Origin of the sequence: Enterococcus sp. RTP21361st1_A6_RTP21361_211029 (genome assembly GCF_040910045.1) — a bacterium.
Lineage (GTDB): Bacteria > Bacillota > Bacilli > Lactobacillales > Enterococcaceae > Enterococcus_D > Enterococcus_D gallinarum.
Genome location: NZ_JBDGBK010000019.1, coordinates 30,012 through 47,561, shown reverse-complemented (window position 1 = coordinate 47,561; position 17,550 = coordinate 30,012). Strand labels below are relative to the sequence as shown.

The following is a 17,550-nucleotide window of genomic DNA, read 5'->3' as shown; positions in this document are numbered from 1 at the left end:
ATATCTACCAAAGACCCAAGAAGTTCGAACAATATAGTATTCATCTAAAATATCACTCACTGCTTCTTCACCAAGCAATTTGGTACGTCCATATTCATTTTGAGGATTTGGCGTGTCATTCTCTTTATAAACACCATCTTTTTTTGTACCATCAAAAACATAATCTGTGCTGATATAAACTAGTTTTGCGCCTACAGATTTAGCCGCTTTAGCAACATTTATCGTACCATCCACATTGATTTTCTCATCAAGTACCTTACCTTCATCTTCAGCTTTATCAACGGCTGTATAAGCAGCGCAATGGTAAATGAGCGTTGGTTTCACTTTTTGAATAAATGAAAGTGTTGCTTTCTCATCCGTAATATCCATTTCTTGCGCATCTGTTGACACATACTCCAATCCTTTTTCATCTAATAAATGACGCAACTCCGTACCAAGTTGTCCATTTCCACCAGTTAGTAATATCATCGTTTATCATCCCTTCAAAAAAAGCAGGTTCCCCTGCTTTCAATTATTGTCCATTTGCAGCATAATTTTTTTCTACTGCCTCTTTCTCAGTAGTCCACCAATCTTTATTGTTGCGATACCAAGCAATCGTATCGGCTAGACCATCTCGGAAATTGGTAAATTCAGGTTGCCAACCAAGTTCTTCTCTCAATTTGGTTGAATCAATTGCGTATCGCAAATCATGTCCAGGTCGATCCTTCACATGATCATAGGCATCTTTTGGTTGATCCATCAGTTCTAAAATCAATTCAATCACTGTCTTATTGTCTTCTTCACCGTCGGCACCAATCAAATAAGTTTCTCCAATTCGACCTTTGGTTAGAATCGCCCAAACAGCTGAAGAATGGTCATTCGTATGAATCCAATCCCGAACATTTTTACCTTTCCCGTAAAGTTTAGGTCTGATTCCACTCAAAATATTAGTAATTTGACGAGGGATAAACTTCTCTATATGCTGATAAGGTCCATAATTATTTGAGCAGTTTGAAATAGTTGCTTGTAAGCCAAAAGAGCGTACCCATGCTTTCACTAACAAATCAGAGCCAGCTTTAGTCGATGAGTATGGACTTGAAGGGTTATACGGTGTTTTATCTGTAAATTTTTCTCCTTCCCCTTCTCCATGGCCAGGAAGATCTTCTCTCAACGGAAGGTCCCCATACACTTCATCTGTTGAAACATGATGATACCTTACATTGTATTTGCGACACGCTTCAATCAATGTATAGGTGCCAATGATATTTGTCTGAACAAAAGGAAACGGATCCTTTAATGAATTATCATTGTGAGACTCTGCTGCATAGTGAACAACGGCGTCGGTATCTTGCACAAGTTTGTCCACTAAATCATGATCCGAGATATCTCCTACAACTAACTCAAACCGTTCTTTTGGTAATCCGCTTAAGTTGTTTTCATTTCCCGCATAAGTTAATTTATCTAGAACTGTCACATGGACGTCAGGATGATTATTGATCACATAATGTACGAAGTTGGAACCGATAAACCCAGCTCCACCAGTTACAACGATTTTTTTCATAGCGTTCACTCCTTAGATTTCACCATAAACAAAGGGATTTTCTGACTCAAACTCTTTTAAAGTTGGATGTTTTGTATCTTTTTCTGATAAAATCGCTTTTTTAACGTCGATTGGCCAATCAATCGCCAAATCTGGATCATCAAAAGCAATTCCCCCATCTGCAGGAGCATTGTAATAATTATCACACTTGTACATAAAATTCACATTTGGTGTCAGAGTTACAAACCCATGAGCATATCCTCTTGGGACTAACAATTGTCTGTGATTATGCTCCGTTAATAAATACCCCTCCCATTTTCCATAAGTAGGGCTCCCTTTGCGAATATCCACGATTACATCAAGAACCGCTCCAGTCACTACTCGAATCAACTTAGTCTGAGCAGCCTCTCCCTTTTGGAAATGGAGTCCTCTTAAAACACCAGCTTCCGCAGATAGAGAATGATTATCTTGTACAAAATCATAATCAATCCCTTCCTCTGCAAATTTTTCCTTTGAATAACTTTCTGTAAAGAAACCTCTATGATCTCCAAAAACGTCCATTTCAATCAATTTTACATCTGCTAAATTTGTATCCATTACTTTCATAAGAGTAGCTCCTTCTATTCAGCTGCTAATCGCAATAAATATTGTCCATACTGATTTTTTTTCAATGGTTCAGCTAAAGCAATCAATTGATCTTTAGTGATGTATCCCATACGGAAAGAAATTTCTTCTAAACAGGCAACTTTAAGATTTTGACGTTTTTCGATCGTTTCAATAAATGTGGATGCTTCGAGTAAAGTTTCATGGGTACCTGTATCTAGCCAAGCAAATCCTCTTCCCATGACTTCAACAGATAATTTATTTCTCTCAAGGTAAACCTTATTAATATCAGTGATTTCTAATTCTCCACGGGCGGAAGGTTTAATATTTTTGGCGATTTCGACTACATCGTTGTCATAAAAATATAACCCAGTCACTGCATAATTCGATTTAGGTTGCATTGGCTTTTCTTCAATTGATAATGCATGCATGTCTTCGTCAAATTCAACTACTCCAAAACGTTCTGGATCATTGACATGATAACCAAATACGGTAGCTCCTGTTTCTTTGCTTGCCGCACGTTGAAGCATTTTAGATAGTCCGCCACCATAATAAATGTTGTCGCCTAAAACTAGACAGACACTATCATTTCCGATAAATTTTTCTCCGATGATAAAAGCTTGTGCTAAGCCGTCAGGACTAGGTTGGACAGCATACTCAATTTGTAAGCCAAGATCCTTTCCATCGCCAAATAATTCTTGAAACCGAGGGGTGTCTTGCGGAGTTGAAATAATCAGAATCTCCTTAATGCCTGCTAACATCAATGTAGACATTGGGTAATAAATCATTGGTTTGTCATAAATTGGCATCAATTGCTTAGAAGTTGCTTTTGTTAATGGGTACAGGCGTGTTCCTGAACCACCTGCTAAAATTATCCCTTTCATGATGAACTCTCCTTATTTAGTATTTTACTTGTTTTCCCACCAAAGCATTATCTCATTTCTATAATACTTTGTCATTTGATTCAAAAGAATGAAACAAAAATGTAATTTTTATTTACCGAAAATTTTTCTTTTTACTATACTAGAAATTAGTGCCCATCGCCAGCAAAATTGTTGTTTGAATGAAGCAGTTGTACTTATTTCACTCGTATTCTCTCCATGTCTGCGATACAACGTCAATGGTTCATGAAGTAATTTAACCCGATTTCCAGCCATCACTCCGATCCACATATCATGCATGGGGATTGCCTTGGGAAATGGCAGAATAGCTGGTTTGAGTTCCTTACGAAAAGCCATACCAGCACCAATGTATTTGTTTTTTAAAATATTCTTAAAAAAACCAGTTTGAACATTTCGATACGCAAAGTAAGAATCTTCAACTGGTACAAGATCCTTATCAACAATAACCAAATCCGAAATAACCACTAAAGAGTTTTTATCCTCTTCAAATATTTTTTTTGTCTGAGCCACTTTATTGGGAAGCCAAACATCATCTTGGTCTGCCAAAAAAATAATGTTCCCTTTTGCATGTCGAATTGCATTCTCAAAGTTTTTAATAACACCTTTTTGAGGACCATCGATTATTTTGATCCTTTTATCTGTGTGGAAACTTTCAAGAATTTTTTTGGTGTTATCGCAGGATCGATCATCTGAAATAATCAACTCATCTGTCTCTGATAGTTGTTGTAAAATGCTGTCTAATTGTTCTTTTAGATATTTTTCCCCATTATAAGTGGCAACACAAACTGAAATCATGATTGTTCCTTTCTAAACGAACGATACTCCGCCCATGTTCTACGATAGAAGGGACGTTTTTTGGCTGACAAAAGCTGTTTAATCGTGCGAAGAAACAACTGATTTCGATGATCCTTTTGCTTCTCTTTATCAAAATTCATATAAAAGTAAGATTCACTCTTAATAATTTGGTCATACCGTTCTTTTGTCATCGTTTGATAATGCATCACAGATAGATCATGTTCAATTATTTCACCTACAACTAAAACAGCATATTTTTCTTGGTAAAGGCAATAAAAAAGCCAGTGATCTAAAAAATCAAGTGGAAAATTTTTATTAAATCCCTTTAGTTTTTTTAGGGCATTTATGGTCACCGCAGTTCCAGAATTTATTGCCATAAGACGACTCGTTTTCTTTCCTACTCCTGGATAAACTAGATTTCTATTGATATAGCGATCAGCCATGACTGGTGAAATTTGTTTTCCTTCGCTAAAAACTAAAGGAACAATTGCCCCAACATTATTATCTATAGACAGACCAAGTAGCAAATCTAAGTATTCCTCTGTTAGAACTGTATCTTGATCCAAGAGTAACAATAAATCATGTCCTTTTGCTAAAGAAAATCCTTTATTGTATGCTTCTGCTAATCCAGAATTAGTTTTATCATGAATATAAGTTACGTCTGAATGACAAAAAAATTCGTCTTCTTGCTTTCTTTTACTATTATCATATATTAACAACTGAATTTTTTTGTTATGAATCGCGTTTTCTAATATCACTGCAGCTAACGATTCTTGCCATTTTTTTTCGTATAAAACGACTGTCACAAACAATCGATTCATTAAAAAAACCTCCAGCCCCATTTATTAAAAAACTTCGTCATTGATTGCATAAAGACACAGAAAAGTTTTAAACTCCTGTGCGCCCCTTTTCCATACAAGTGAACAACTTTTTCAAAGGGAGTATATAATATTCGATAGCCAGCTTTTTCATATCTCAAGCATAAATCATTGTCTTCAAAATACATGAAAAAGCGTTCATCAAAGCCACCAATCTCTTTGAATTTTTCAATATCAATTAACATAAAACAGCCTGATCCCATGCGAATATAACTTGTTTTGTCTTGGGGAAGATTTTGGCATTCATAACTAAATAGACGTTTTCTGAACACTTTCTTTACCCAAGATAATGGGACAAAACGCAAAAAATAGTCAAATACAGCCAATCGTTCTCTTACAAGATGCTGAATGGTACCATCTTCATTTAGAACTTGAGGCACAACTATTGCTGCATCATTATTTTGAATTCTTTTTAATAAGCCATCTAAGGAATTTTTTGACACAAGAATATCAGGATTACAAATAATTCCATATTTTTCAGTCGCATGCATCAATAATTGATTGTGTCCATGCCCAAACCCTAAGTTATCAGAAGCTTGAACAACAGTAACAAATGAATACTGTTGTAGTTTGGCAATATATTCTGAATCAGAGCCATTATCGAATATTTTCACCTCGAAGCGTGGATCATCAGCTATGGCAATACCTAGCTGATCTAGCGTCTTAAAAATATCACGGCTATTATGAGTTACAATACTGATGATTGTTTTGTCCATTTTTGAATTGTCCTTATTTCTAATAGTATTTAAAATGCTAGTCAGTGGATTATTATAACATATCCCTCGAGGTAAAAAAAGAGAGGTCAAATTAAGTGACACCTGCAAAGAAAACATATTTTAAAAACTCCTTTTTCATTGCTTTCATAGACAGAAACTTGAATATTCAATTCTTAAAGGGGGCTTAAATGATTTGTCTTTTCATCTACTCTTAATTCGAGAAAAAACCAGCTAGATAAAATTTCTAGCTGGATCTGTCTACTCTTAGTGAGATATTCATGTAATTCGAATATCCCCTATGGATAAATACGATTCAATAAGCGTGGGAATGGAATGGCTTCACGCACGTGTTCGATACCTGATAGCCATGTAACGGTCCGTTCAAGACCTAGACCAAAACCGGTATGTGGAACTGAGCCATACTTGCGAAGATCTAAATACCAAGAGTATTCATTTTCATCTAATCCGTGGTTACGGATTTGTTCTAGCAAGAATTCATAATCTGTAGCCCGTTCTGAGCCACCGATGATCTCCCCATAGCCTTCTGGTGCAATCATATCTGCACAGATCACGACATCATCTCTTGTTGGATGTGGTTTCATATAGAAAGGTTTGATGGCTTTTGGATAGTTAAGAATAAAGACTGGTTGATCAAATGAGTTTGCAATAAATGTTTCGTGTGGCGAACCAAAATCGTCACCCCATTGAATGTCCTCAAAGCCATTTTTTTGCAATAGTTCTACGGCATCATCATAAGAAATACGAGGGAATGGTAATTTCGTATACTTTTCAAGAATGGCACGATCTCTGCCTAAAACATCTAATGCATAATCACAGTTGTCCAAAACGCTTTGTACAAGGAAAGCAACGTATTGTTCTTGTACTTCCAAGCTTTCTTCTTGATGCATGAAAGCCATTTCCGGTTCGATCATCCAGAATTCGATTAGATGACGACGCGTTTTAGACTTTTCTGCACGGAAAGTCGGTCCGAATGAAAAGACTTTACCAAATGCCATCGCTGCAGCTTCCATATATAATTGACCAGATTGAGATAGGTATGCTTTTTGATCAAAATAGTTGGTTTCAAAAAGATCCGTTGTTCCTTCCGGTGCAGACCCTGTCAAAATTGGTGGATCAATTTTGATAAAGCCATTATTATTGAAAAATTCATAGGTAGCACGAATCACTTCGTTACGGATCTGCATGATGGCATGTTGTTTTGAAGAACGTAGCCATAAATGGCGATGATCCATCAAGAAGTCGGTGCCGTGCTCTTTCGGTGTGATTGGGTATTCATGGCTTTCGCCCACTACTTCAATGCCGCTGATGCCGATTTCGTAGCCAAATTTCGAACGGCTATCTTCACGAATCTCACCAGTTACTAGAACTGCCGTTTCTTGATTTAAATTTTTGGCAAGCTGAAAGACTTCTTCGCCCACTTCGGTTTTTACCACGATACCTTGAAAATATGCGGTACCGTCACGTAATTGCAGAAAGGCAATTTTTCCACTTGATCGTTTGTTTGCGACCCAAGCACCAATCTGTACTGTATCGCCAACATGTTTTTTTGCATCTAAAATTTGAATAGATTCCACACGTTTCTCTCCAATCTGATAATAAGGGTTCCATAAAGCATTTTAAGCTTTTCGGCTTTTCTTTTCAACAAAATCCTGCAAACGTTTTGCGGCTTCTTCCAAGGTTGCCCAATCGGTTGCATAGCTGATCCGTAAATTGTCTGGTGCACCAAACCCAGCACCAGTAACGACTGCTACTCCGGTCTCTTCCAGAATTGCTTCCACAAAATTATTGATGTCTTCATATCCGCACATATTCATTGCTTCCCTGACGTTTGGGAAAAGGTAAAAAGCGCCTTGCGGTTTTACTAATTGAAAACCTGGAATGGCTGCAACAATCGGATAGATTTTATTTAATCGGTCTTCGAATTGCTGACGCATGATTTCAATGGAGTCTTGATTCCCTGACAGTGCTTCAACAGCAGCATATTGACTGACAGCTGTAGGATTGCTAGTTGCTTGAGAAGCAATATCCGTCATCGCTTGAATGATTGTTGGATCGCCGACGGCAAATCCAATCCGCCAACCAGTCATGGCATATGTTTTTGAGACACCATTAATGATGATCGTTTGCTTACGAATAGCCTCAGACAAGCTAGCAATCGGCGTAAAGGAGTGGCCATTGTAAATCAAACGACCATAGATATCATCAGAAACAATCAAAATATGATGTTCAACTGCCCACTCTCCAATAGCCTGTAGTTCTTCTTTCGAATAAATTGCTCCCGTTGGATTGGAAGGCGAATTCAAAATAATGGCTTTAGTCTTAGCTGTTCTAACAGCTTCTAGTTGAGAAACCGTTACTTTAAATTGCTCAGTTTCCGCAGCATAGACGAAGACTGGTTGCCCTCCTGCTAGTTTCACTTGCTCTGCATAGCTGACCCAATATGGCACAGGAATAATCACCTCATCTGCTGGATCGATCACTGCTTGAAACAACGCATAAAGCGCAAATTTAGCGCCATCTGTTACGATCACTTGGTTGGTGTCATACGTTATGCCATAAAACTCCTGCAGATAGCGTAGGATGGCTTCTTTTAGCTCAGGGATCCCAGCTGTCGGGGTATAAAAACTTGCCTTCCCATTTTCAATGGCTTGGATAGCGGCTTGACGAATATTCTCAGGAGTAATAAAGTCGGGTTCTCCTACCGTCAAACTCAATACGTCAACGCCTTGCGCTTTTAACGCCTTAGCCTTGGCAGCTGCAGCTAATGTAACTGAGGGCTCTACTTGATACGCTCGTTTGGAGAGTGTCATGTCAACCATCCTTTCTCTAAATCAAATATTATTGATGGCATTGATTTCCTTGCCGTCTTTAAAACCTAGCAAATAATAATGAAGTTCACCAGAAGCATCTTTCGTCATGATTTCCCAAGCAGCTTGCTCTTTAAACAATCCTAAAGTAGCTTTCTGGATCGTTTCTTCTGGATGCTTTTCGGCAACCAATTGACGAGCGGCTTCTTCCGTTAGACCATCTGATTGTTTAAAAACTGACACTTTTTCACCGCTTTTAGGAATAATGACGACGATTTTATTTTCTTTATCATCTGTACCAACTAAACTAAAAGAAGAGGCTTGACGATTAAACCAATAAAATTGATCGACCTCTTTCAAATCCGTATACTTTTGAGCAATTTCGATTGCTTCATTGCGTGCCTGTCGCATCGGACGAGTCGAACGGATGTAGAAAATCGATGAGAATATGATAACGATCAATAAAAAAACGATCGCACCCAGTAAAATCATCACACGGCGTTGTTCTTTGTCTTTCGTTTTCACTCGTTATCCTCCATAAAAATAATATGCTCTATTATAGCAGATTTCAGCTATCTTTTAAGAAAAATGTTTTTTTGGTGTTTCTTCTGCTCCAGAATCAAAAAACGCCCGTATGTCCTCGGTCATTTCTTGTGGTGTAGCTTCTTTGACCGGCAGATTTTTTGGCAAACCTTTAAGTATTCGCTTGCCATACTTCGTAGAAAGAATCCGACGATCAAGAACCACCATTACTCCTTGATCATTTTCCGACCGAATCAGACGTCCCAACGCCTGACGCATTCGGATAATTGCTTTTGGCAATGCATCCTCCTTGAAAGGATCAATACCTTCCGATGCTAAAAAAGCATGACGTGCTTGAACAAGCGGTCGTTTGGGGTTCTCAAATGGTAAGCGCGTCACAACCGCGATTTTGAGCGCTTGACCGGGTAAATCGATGCCTTCCCAAAAACTATCTGTTCCAAAAAGAATCCCATTTTCCGCCAGTAAAAAGCGCTTGATGATTTTCTCGCGACTACCGCCAGTCCCTTGTGCTACAAGTTCTCGTCCTTGTTCCAAGGCTTTTTTATGCAGTTTTTCATAGACCCGTTTCAATGTTTCATGAGCAGTGAATAATACAAGTGTTGGCTGCAAATTTTCAAATAGCAACGGTGTTAATGCATCGGCCAAATATTGCGCGTATTCTTCATTCGTTGCTTGCTGAATCGAGATTCCTTGTTTGACAATAAACAGGCGTGCTTGCTTTTCATAATCATAAAATGCCGGAATCGTTTTGACCGTCACTTCAGGAATGCCTAATCGGTGAGCAAAGTAAGATTTGTTACCAGGAATTTTCAATGTACCGCCTAAATAAAGAATATGTTTGTACCTTGAATACCATTTGCTTTCGATAATTTGATTTCCCTGCAGGTCTGCCACTTCAATAATCGCTGCAGCAGTCCCTGCTTTTTTCTTGATCCAATGGACATACCGAGGTTGCCAATTCATCAGCCACGATTGGACCGTCGCTGCCTGTACCTCCATATCATGGAAATAATCGAACAAGCGGGCAATCAGGATGCGCTCCCGAGCCAATCGCCGTTCTTCTGTCGCCATGAAGGTTGTCTGCAATCGCTGTTGGATTTCTAAAATTTCTTTATAATACAAATGAATTTTTTGATGGAGACGATCTTGCTGCAAGCTGCCATCGTAAAGATCCTTGCGTTGGACAAGTGTCAGTTCTTCCCCGTTGATCACGAGTGTTTCAAAATAGGCTTCTAGCGTATCGATAATCAATTTGATGGCATCGATATACAATGAAAATAAATGGGAAAGATCGAATTCTTCAGCGACGAGTTGCTTGATCTCTTCAAACAAACCTTCTTCATTCATTTGCAAAAATTGTCGTTTGAACTGTTGGGAATCAAAGGAATTTTGCGAATATCTTTCGGCAATCTCCGGCAAATGCTGGACTTCATCGATCAGCAGAAAGTTACTCGTTGGCAGTAGTGGATACTGACGCCGATTTTCCTGCATCAAAAATGCATGGTTGACAATCAGCACATTGCTTTGTGTCATCTTATTATAGAGATGGCGCACAAAATCCTGCTCATAAAAAGCTTGATTCTTTGCCAAAAAATCCACCCCTCGATGACGGATTTCCAAAAACAGCGGATGATCAAGACGCACAAGATTCAATTCATCAAAATCTCCGGTCTCAGTTTTGGTCAGCCAAACTAAAAGTCCCATCTGGTACTGGGCATACTGTTTTTGTTCAAGCGGTTGTTCTAATGTTGCTTTGAACCGCTGGAGATCAATGTAGTGTTGATGGCTTTTCACAACAGTTGCCAGCAACGGTTGTTCCAGTACTTGATTGACTAATGGGATGTCTTTAGCCAATATCTGATTCTGTAGCAAAATCGACGTGGTACTGACGATTAATGGATTTTTTGGAGTAGCTAAGTAGCTTGCAGGAAATAAGTACCCGATGGTTTTTCCCATGCCGGTTTCTGCCTCAATGATCAGATTTTTTTCTTCATGAGAAAAGTGATCATAAACAGCATTCATCAACCGCGCTTGTTGTTTTCGATAACTGAGGCGACCATCAAAACATTTGATCTTATCCGCTTTAACTTTAGGATACTCTCCTTGAAAATAGCTTGATTCAAACAATGGCACACTCTTTTTTCGTAGAACCAATCCATCGATTTCTTCCAAATGTTCAGGAAGCGGCTCTTCGGTACGTTCACTGACGATCCGCTGAATATACTGACTGGTCTGCATCCCCATTTGACCGCTCAACTGGGCGATTTGCTTTAAAGTCACCCATGGCAGTTCACGCATGATCGATTCGATGTACAGCAATAATGCCGCGGTCACTTCCGCATCGCTATCCGCCTGATGTGGATTCTCATGAACAAATCCGATACTTTCAGCCAGATCTCCCAAACGAAAGCTGCTTTCTGTCGGCAAAAAAACTTGCGCCAATTCCACGGTATCGATTCCTGGAATCTCAAGGGGCGGCATCCCGCATCGGATTAATTCTTGACTTAAGAAATGATAGTCAAAATAAATATTATGAGCCACAAAGACTGTTTGTGTTAACAAATTATAAATCGTATAAGCAACATCTTCGAAATACGGTGCTCGTTTCACTTGTTGATTGGTGATATGAGTCAAATTCTGGATCTGCTTTGATATTCTTCGATCCGGATTGATATCTGTCGCAAATCGATTAATGACCTGACCATCTTGGATCAAAACACAGCCAAATTGGATGATTCGATCAATGGCAGGATCAGTCCCCGTTGTTTCAAGGTCGACCACAGCGTATATGGGTTTCATTTCGCTTCCTCCTTACGCACTTCTTGCATTATACTACAAAATCTTTGCCTCTTACATCTGTTTTAGCCAATAACGAGGAAATCAAATTTTGAGATCAATCAGACGAGAAGCTTGATTTTAGGACTAAAGTCCTCATACGTTCATCCTATCAAAAATCAATGGACCATCCGTATCTTTCGACAAAGGTCAGGAACTTTTTTATAATTTAATTAAGAAGGAGGCGTTTAAATGAAACGGTTTGAAAATAAAAGGGTTATCGTGACGGGTGCAGCATCCGGCATTGGCAAAGCAGTTGCCCAGCAATTTCTGGATCAAGGAGCAGTCGTTGGTCTATTAGACATTGATGAAACAGAATTGAAGGCATTTGTAGAAGCTACTGAAGGTCAATCGATTTATCGTGTGGTTGATGTATCAAAAGGAGAAGAGCTCTTACAGGCAGTCACAGCGTTGGCACAAGAGTTGGGTGGTGTCGATATTCTCCACGTTAATGCAGGGATCAATGGAACCTGGACCCCTATCGAAGAGCTTTCACTAGATGATTGGGATACGACCATTACAACGAATCTTCGCAGTACTTTTGTCACAGTTAAAGCAGCAATTCCTTTTTTAAAAATCAACGGCGGCAGTATCGTGATCACAAGTTCGGTTAACGGCAACCGAATTTTCAAAAATTTCGGCGCTAGTGCCTACAGCACATCTAAGGCTGGTCAAGTTGCTTTCATGAAAATGGCGGCACTCGAGCTTTCCGGCTACAACATCCGAGTCAATGCGATTTGTCCAGGAGCGATTTCAACAAATATTGATGAGAATACGGCTATCGAAGAGGCTGTTGAAAAAATCAAAATCCCAATCGTCTTTCCGGAACGGGAACGTCCTTTGCGTCAAGAGACTGGTATTCCGGAACAAGTAGCTAACCTCGTGCTGTTTCTTTCCTCTGAAGATGCAGGAAACATTTCGGGTACAGAAGTCTATGTTGATGGAGCAGAATCATTGTTATAATAAAAATAGCCTGTGAAACAAGTCTTCAAAAACATACAAGATACTAAGAGCAGAGGAGGAACTCATCGACGGATGAGTTTCTCCTCTGCTCTTAGTATGTTTTTTTCATAGGTAAACTTGTTTCACAGACCATTTCAATTTTTGATTAGGTTTGCGATTTCTTCTAGAAAATTTTCTTTTCCATAGAAATCTGCATTCAATAGTTCTGGAAAGACCGCTTCAAAGAAGTAAGACACACTAGGACGGTGATTAAAATTTTTGACCGTCATTACTGCTTCGCGAAACATTTCTTTGTAGACTTTATCTGGATTGCTTTTTGAAATTTCTTCAAAAGATTCATAAAGCAAATCAATTTTATCTGCGATCGCCAACAATTGGCCTTCCAGGGAATCATCTTTACCATCCGCTAATCTACGACGATAAATCGGCTGAAATGATTCTGGAATCTCTTCTTCGATGAATGTATCTGTCATCTTTTCTTCTACTGTCGAAAGCATTTGCCGCAATTCTTTATTTGCATATTTGACAGGCGTTTTGATGTCTCCAATGAATCGTTCAGTATAATCATGATTTAATGCTTTTTCATAGAGAATCTGCCAATCGATCGTATTTCCCGCCTGCTCTTCAATATCAGCCAATGTCTGGGCAATCATTGCGACTCGAAAAGAATGCGCCGCGACGCTACGTTCTGTAAACTTAAAGAACCCCGGCGCCCGTTGAATCTTTTCCAAATTCGCCAGTCCCAAAATAAATTCATTCAGTCCCATCCTGAGTCCCCCTTTTTTCAAGTATAACAAATACAGAAAAATGCAAACAAATTTAGACTCTACCTTCTTTTGAATGAAAGCACAAAAAAAGAGCAGCTAAGCTGCTCTGATAAGCAATAATTAAGCTTTGTTTACGTTAGTAGCTTGTGGTCCACGTTGTCCGTCTTCGATATCGAAAGTAACAGCTTGACCTTCTTCTAAAGTTTTGAAGCCTTCACCTTGGATAGCTGAAAAGTGAACGAATACGTCGTTTCCGTTTTCTGCAGTGATGAAACCAAAACCTTTGTCTGAGTTAAACCATTTTACTGTACCTGTTTCCATAATAAAAATCCTCCTTGTGTTAAAACACATATTTTGCAATTACTTGTATATGGTGAAAATGTGGGAGATGTTTTAAAATGAAACAAGCTACCATAAATTACCGTAACAAAAACTACACTTCGTATTATAGCACAGTTTTTGCTTCTTGACTATCGCAAACTTAAAAAAAATGAAAACGCAATTATTTCTTAACTTTCTCCACAAAGAAGGCACTTTTTTAGAGAAAAAGCCTGTGACATATGTTCTACAACAAAGGCACTAATCCGAAAAATTCTACGATTGCTCCTACAGTTTGTAAGTTCTAGTAGCAACTATACAAGGGATACGCAATCCTGGTAAATCGTTCAGATTATTCTTCTTGTTGTTTATGTCACAGGCTAATTTATTCAACTGGTGCTTTACGGATATTTAGGAAACTAGTACCGCAAGATCGCAGTCAAACTTTTCTCATCCGGCGCATCTTTTTGCTCCAATATAGAAACTTCTCCACTGTTTTCCAACACATTTTTGGCCAATGTATTCAGCACTTGCCGACGATCATACTCAGTATCCGGGTCTTCTCCGAAGCCATCCACTAAATTTGAAGTGGCGATAAAGAGCTGCGCGATCCGTCCTTCTTTCGCTGCTGGTACAATGTCCACTAATTGATCCATAAATTTGCGGTCAAGCAGTTTGTTGTAAGAAGCTACTTCATTCTGCATCAGATCGTCCATCAATTTTTGCGCACACTCGGCAATTTGTTGTGGGGATAATGAAGCAGGCGATGACGCAATACAAGCATCTTTTTTGAAGTAACTTGTTTTTGCAATCTTCTTAAATAATGTTTGATTTTCAGGGAGTGCAAAAAGATAAAGCGGTAAATTTTCCTCATTTGGAAATTCATTTTTAAAATAATTGTCTACAGCTTGGTAGTAATTGACATGATCGATCTCAACCTCTTCGTCTTTAGCACTGAAGCCGTGGTAGGCAACGCCTTCACCAGAACTGTTTGGTGCACCTTGTGCACTGTAATTGAAATCTCCACCACCGCTGATTTCTTCACCAAGAGCAGTCTCAATGTCAACAGGAGCGTCTTCAGGCAATGCCACTTCAGTGACTTGCTTGTTTTCAACATGGTATACTTTCATGGAATCCCGATTCAATGCAAGTAAATAAAAGGCATAATTGAATTGGGCATTTTTGATGATCGCCAACAGGTAAGGTGTATCTCCGACATAGTATTGATCATCCACGGGAATACTCAAGCGATGGATCAATGTTTCTTCTGCTGTTAAGATCACTGCCACACTTTTGGTGCTGCTGCGCCAAAATGCCTGATCAGCAAGCAGAGTCTCAATTTTTTCCTGGAATTTGTTCCATGAGTGGTCGGGATATCTCTTCTCAAATCGGCGTTTTGCTTCTTTAGCAAAATTTTTGAATTTGATTTGATCTTCCTCAACATTTTGGTGACCTACGTGAGTATTTAGCATGATCGTGACAAATGGTCCATTGATTCCGTCAGTTATTAATTGCGACAAAAAAGCTTTCCCAAATTTTACCATTCAACATTACCTCCTACTTGATCGGTTACACCTAAAGTGTACCATGCCTATTTTTATCCATAAAGCAAAACGATTGCATAAATCGGGTTTCTATTCCTCATCTTCCCTTATCCCGCAACAAAAATAACTATGACTTAGGGTTGCAGGAAGATGAATTTACAGGTAAAATGGGATTGTTGTGTTCCCTTAGTTAAATGGATATAACAAGTCCCTCCTAAGGATTAGTTGCTGGTTCGATTCCGGCAGGGAACGTTGAAAGAACCTGTTAAACTCTTGCTGGACAAGAGTTTTTTTGCTTATCAGATAAAAAAATCTTAGCTGCAACAGAACACTTGTCTAAGAAGCAAGTTAAAACCAAAGATGATAAAACAGATCTGGTCCATCAGCTGTCCGTATCACTGCTCTCATTTCTTAAAGGATTCCTACCTAAAACGCGAGGGGACCATCAGGTATTTTGCTGGTTGGACGACTCGATAAATCAGAAATAGTCTTCTAATATTGGTTTTCCTATTGGAAGATTAGACTTGATGCAGTTTATTGCTGCATCATCTGCCACTAATTGTTCCAAGAAAACCATTGTATCAACTGTTTGGTATCCCATAAATAACTGGACAAAACGCTGCACGGTTGTTTTTACTATTGGTTGTTGCGTCTGCGTTACTTTTTCGATTGAATGCTGACCGTCCTTGATAGAGATTTCATAAATCCCATTGTTCCAAGGCGCATATTTATCTTCTTGGATCTCAATAGCAAAAGCTCCATTTAGCTGATAAGTAAAGGGATATTGCGTCAAAAAGCGATGAACATCGACTACTCGCGCCATCATATCCGGTCTCACCTGATAGTGTGCTATTGGTTTGGCAGCAATTGCCTGGCGAATATCATTGTCATAACCTGGTTGATAAATGATTCGGGCAACAGAATCGGCATGAGAGACAATCAATCGATTCAATCCGTGATAAGCATCAATATTTAAGTAACCCCACTCTTCAATGATGAATTTGCCTTCTTGAATCGTATAAACTAGATAACCGGTATTATTCCCAGCTTCATCGCGGTAAATGGCAAATGTATACGGCTTACGATACGTAAATTTGATCGTTTCCCACCAATCTGCTCGCAGCAATCCGCCTTTTTTATGTCTTGGCATAGCATGATAAATATCGTGGATCACACTTTTAGCCTCTGACCATGGCAGACGCTGAATCGAACCTGTTACTTTGGGACTATCGGCCCATTCATGAGCAGCAACGTCATAGACCATACGTTCAAAGACGTATTCATACCCATAGCGACGATAAAAGGGAAAAGAAAAAGGTGCTAAATAGGAAAGGACAATTCCCTGCTCATAACAATCTTCCAAGATGCGGCGCATGATGCGGTCGATTCTTCCCTGACTTCGATATTCTGGATATGACGCAACAAAACCGATTCCTGCCATCGGATAGCTTGTTCCATGAAAATCAATGGCAAAAGGTGTGGCCATGATTTGACTAGCCAACTTTCCTTGATCATCATACGAACCATAGTTCCATGAATTCTCTGCTAGTAAGCGATAACGCTCTTTATTTTTCTCACTTAATTCCCATTGGAAAGCATAAGCCACTAAGTCCAAAACTTCTTGTGGGCCTGCTTCATCCATTCTACGTACATCACTCATCCGATTTCCTCCTATTACCTACCTGGAAAACACAAAAAAGGCGTCACAGGACCCCTTTAATATGATTCTTCCATCATAACCAGCATTTTTTTGAATTGTTTTCGTTTAAAATAACCTAGAATCGTTCCAAGCAGCATATCATTCATTTGTTGCAAAATACCGAATGACTTCATCGTTTCCGTATAAATTACCTTTGTCTGCTTTTCATTTATCGTTTCCAGCTCATAGCGAACGACAAACTCATTTTTGGTTGTCTCTGTCCGAAACTGATAGACTTGATTCTCAATGACTTCTTCAATTTTGATTTTTGCACGGCTGGAAGCTGAAAATTCCTTGACGTACTCATATCCGGCTAACTGTTTGCGGGAAACCGTTTTGCCTGTTGCCTTGCGGATATCAAATATCACTGAGTCGATTATTTTATCGAAAAAGACTGGACTTGGAACGTTCAATGTTTTTTCAATTTTCATTTAGACTGTCCTCCATTTGATTGATCAGCTTTTTTCTTGCCTTTCATAAACAACAAACCGCCGCCTATCAGCAAAGCAATTCCAGTAGTAAAACTGAAAATGTCTAAACGCATATTGCTTGGGTTCATGCTATACAAAATCACAAGCAACCCGATACTGCACAAAAATAAGCCGTTTTTTATCATTTTGATTCATCCCTATCTATTTAA

18 protein-coding genes and 1 tRNA gene are annotated in these 17,550 nt (G+C 39.0%); 2 read left to right on the top strand and 17 right to left on the bottom strand.

The genetic code is table 11. The features are described from left to right. The 11 genes from AB5Z52_RS05430 to AB5Z52_RS05380 all read right to left on the bottom strand — a co-directional run. The coding region (locus AB5Z52_RS05430; protein WP_368266838.1) for an NAD(P)-dependent oxidoreductase at positions 1-468 on the bottom strand (468 nt) is incomplete at its 3' end. A 43-nt stretch (positions 469-511) separates the two neighbouring features. Beyond that, the gene (rfbB, locus tag AB5Z52_RS05425) at positions 512-1,540 is read right to left on the bottom strand and encodes a dTDP-glucose 4,6-dehydratase (RefSeq protein WP_156247282.1); all 1,029 of its coding nucleotides are present in this window, start codon (positions 1,538-1,540) and stop codon (positions 512-514) included. 12 nt (positions 1,541-1,552) lie between these two features. Then, the gene (gene rfbC / locus AB5Z52_RS05420; protein WP_156247281.1) at positions 1,553-2,125 is read right to left on the bottom strand and encodes a dTDP-4-dehydrorhamnose 3,5-epimerase; all 573 of its coding nucleotides are present in this window, start codon (positions 2,123-2,125) and stop codon (positions 1,553-1,555) included. A 14-nt stretch (positions 2,126-2,139) separates the two neighbouring features. Beyond that, positions 2,140-3,006, bottom strand: a complete 867-nt coding sequence (gene rfbA / locus AB5Z52_RS05415) for a glucose-1-phosphate thymidylyltransferase RfbA (protein WP_156247280.1) — start codon at positions 3,004-3,006, stop codon at positions 2,140-2,142. Between the two features lie 108 nt (positions 3,007-3,114). After that, positions 3,115-3,819, bottom strand: coding sequence for a glycosyltransferase family 2 protein (locus AB5Z52_RS05410; RefSeq protein WP_288551623.1), 705 nt, complete (start codon positions 3,817-3,819; stop codon positions 3,115-3,117). Then, positions 3,816-4,640, bottom strand: a complete 825-nt coding sequence (locus AB5Z52_RS05405; RefSeq protein ID WP_257602757.1) for a glycosyltransferase — start codon at positions 4,638-4,640, stop codon at positions 3,816-3,818. Before AB5Z52_RS05405 ends, AB5Z52_RS05410 begins: the two co-directional genes overlap by 4 nt. Further along, positions 4,640-5,413: a glycosyltransferase family 2 protein gene (locus AB5Z52_RS05400; protein ID WP_029487006.1), complete on the bottom strand. Its 774-nt coding sequence runs from the start codon at positions 5,411-5,413 to the stop codon at positions 4,640-4,642. Before AB5Z52_RS05400 ends, AB5Z52_RS05405 begins: the two co-directional genes overlap by 1 nt. Before the next feature lie 296 nt (positions 5,414-5,709). Continuing rightward, positions 5,710-7,008, bottom strand: a complete 1,299-nt coding sequence (asnS, locus tag AB5Z52_RS05395) for an asparagine--tRNA ligase (protein WP_288551622.1) — start codon at positions 7,006-7,008, stop codon at positions 5,710-5,712. 42 nt (positions 7,009-7,050) lie between these two features. Continuing rightward, the gene (locus AB5Z52_RS05390; protein WP_288551621.1) at positions 7,051-8,244 is read right to left on the bottom strand and encodes a pyridoxal phosphate-dependent aminotransferase; all 1,194 of its coding nucleotides are present in this window, start codon (positions 8,242-8,244) and stop codon (positions 7,051-7,053) included. Positions 8,245-8,265: 21 nt separating this feature from the next. Continuing rightward, complete coding sequence (locus AB5Z52_RS05385) at positions 8,266-8,766, bottom strand: DUF5590 domain-containing protein (protein ID WP_003126923.1); 501 nt, start codon at positions 8,764-8,766, stop codon at positions 8,266-8,268. 54 nt (positions 8,767-8,820) lie between these two features. Next, positions 8,821-11,583 (bottom strand): helicase C-terminal domain-containing protein, encoded by a 2,763-nt coding sequence (locus AB5Z52_RS05380; protein WP_288551620.1) that lies wholly within the window; start codon positions 11,581-11,583, stop codon positions 8,821-8,823. A gap of 228 nt (positions 11,584-11,811) precedes the next feature. Here AB5Z52_RS05380 and AB5Z52_RS05375 point away from each other — a divergent pair, with 228 nt between their 5' ends. Continuing rightward, positions 11,812-12,582: an SDR family NAD(P)-dependent oxidoreductase gene (locus AB5Z52_RS05375; RefSeq protein ID WP_003126921.1), complete on the top strand. Its 771-nt coding sequence runs from the start codon at positions 11,812-11,814 to the stop codon at positions 12,580-12,582. Between the two features lie 134 nt (positions 12,583-12,716). Here AB5Z52_RS05375 and AB5Z52_RS05370 read toward each other — a convergent pair whose 3' ends face one another. The 3 genes from AB5Z52_RS05370 to AB5Z52_RS05360 form a co-directional block, all read right to left on the bottom strand. Next, complete coding sequence (locus tag AB5Z52_RS05370; protein ID WP_288551619.1) at positions 12,717-13,349, bottom strand: HD domain-containing protein; 633 nt, start codon at positions 13,347-13,349, stop codon at positions 12,717-12,719. 120 nt (positions 13,350-13,469) lie between these two features. After that, positions 13,470-13,670 (bottom strand): cold-shock protein, encoded by a 201-nt coding sequence (locus AB5Z52_RS05365; protein WP_003126918.1) that lies wholly within the window; start codon positions 13,668-13,670, stop codon positions 13,470-13,472. A 416-nt stretch (positions 13,671-14,086) separates the two neighbouring features. After that, positions 14,087-15,211, bottom strand: coding sequence for a hypothetical protein (locus AB5Z52_RS05360; RefSeq protein ID WP_288551618.1), 1,125 nt, complete (start codon positions 15,209-15,211; stop codon positions 14,087-14,089). A 180-nt stretch (positions 15,212-15,391) separates the two neighbouring features. Between AB5Z52_RS05360 and AB5Z52_RS05355 the strand changes: the two genes are divergently transcribed. Next, positions 15,392-15,463, top strand: a tRNA-Arg gene (locus AB5Z52_RS05355). Positions 15,464-15,689: 226 nt separating this feature from the next. Here the strand turns inward: AB5Z52_RS05355 and eis are convergent. The 3 genes from eis to AB5Z52_RS05340 are packed head-to-tail and all read right to left on the bottom strand — an operon-like array spanning position 15,690 to position 17,526. Continuing rightward, the gene (gene eis, locus AB5Z52_RS05350; RefSeq protein WP_368243427.1) at positions 15,690-16,871 is read right to left on the bottom strand and encodes an enhanced intracellular survival protein Eis; all 1,182 of its coding nucleotides are present in this window, start codon (positions 16,869-16,871) and stop codon (positions 15,690-15,692) included. Positions 16,872-16,927: 56 nt separating this feature from the next. Then, on the bottom strand, positions 16,928-17,341 hold the full coding sequence (locus tag AB5Z52_RS05345) for a DUF3284 domain-containing protein (RefSeq protein WP_003126911.1): 414 nt from the start codon (positions 17,339-17,341) through the stop codon (positions 16,928-16,930). After that, positions 17,338-17,526 carry a DUF3188 domain-containing protein gene (locus AB5Z52_RS05340; protein WP_003126909.1) on the bottom strand — a complete coding sequence of 63 codons (189 nt, stop codon included), beginning with the start codon at positions 17,524-17,526 and terminating at the stop codon, positions 17,338-17,340. Before AB5Z52_RS05340 ends, AB5Z52_RS05345 begins: the two co-directional genes overlap by 4 nt. Between the last annotated feature and the right edge of the window lie 24 nt (positions 17,527-17,550).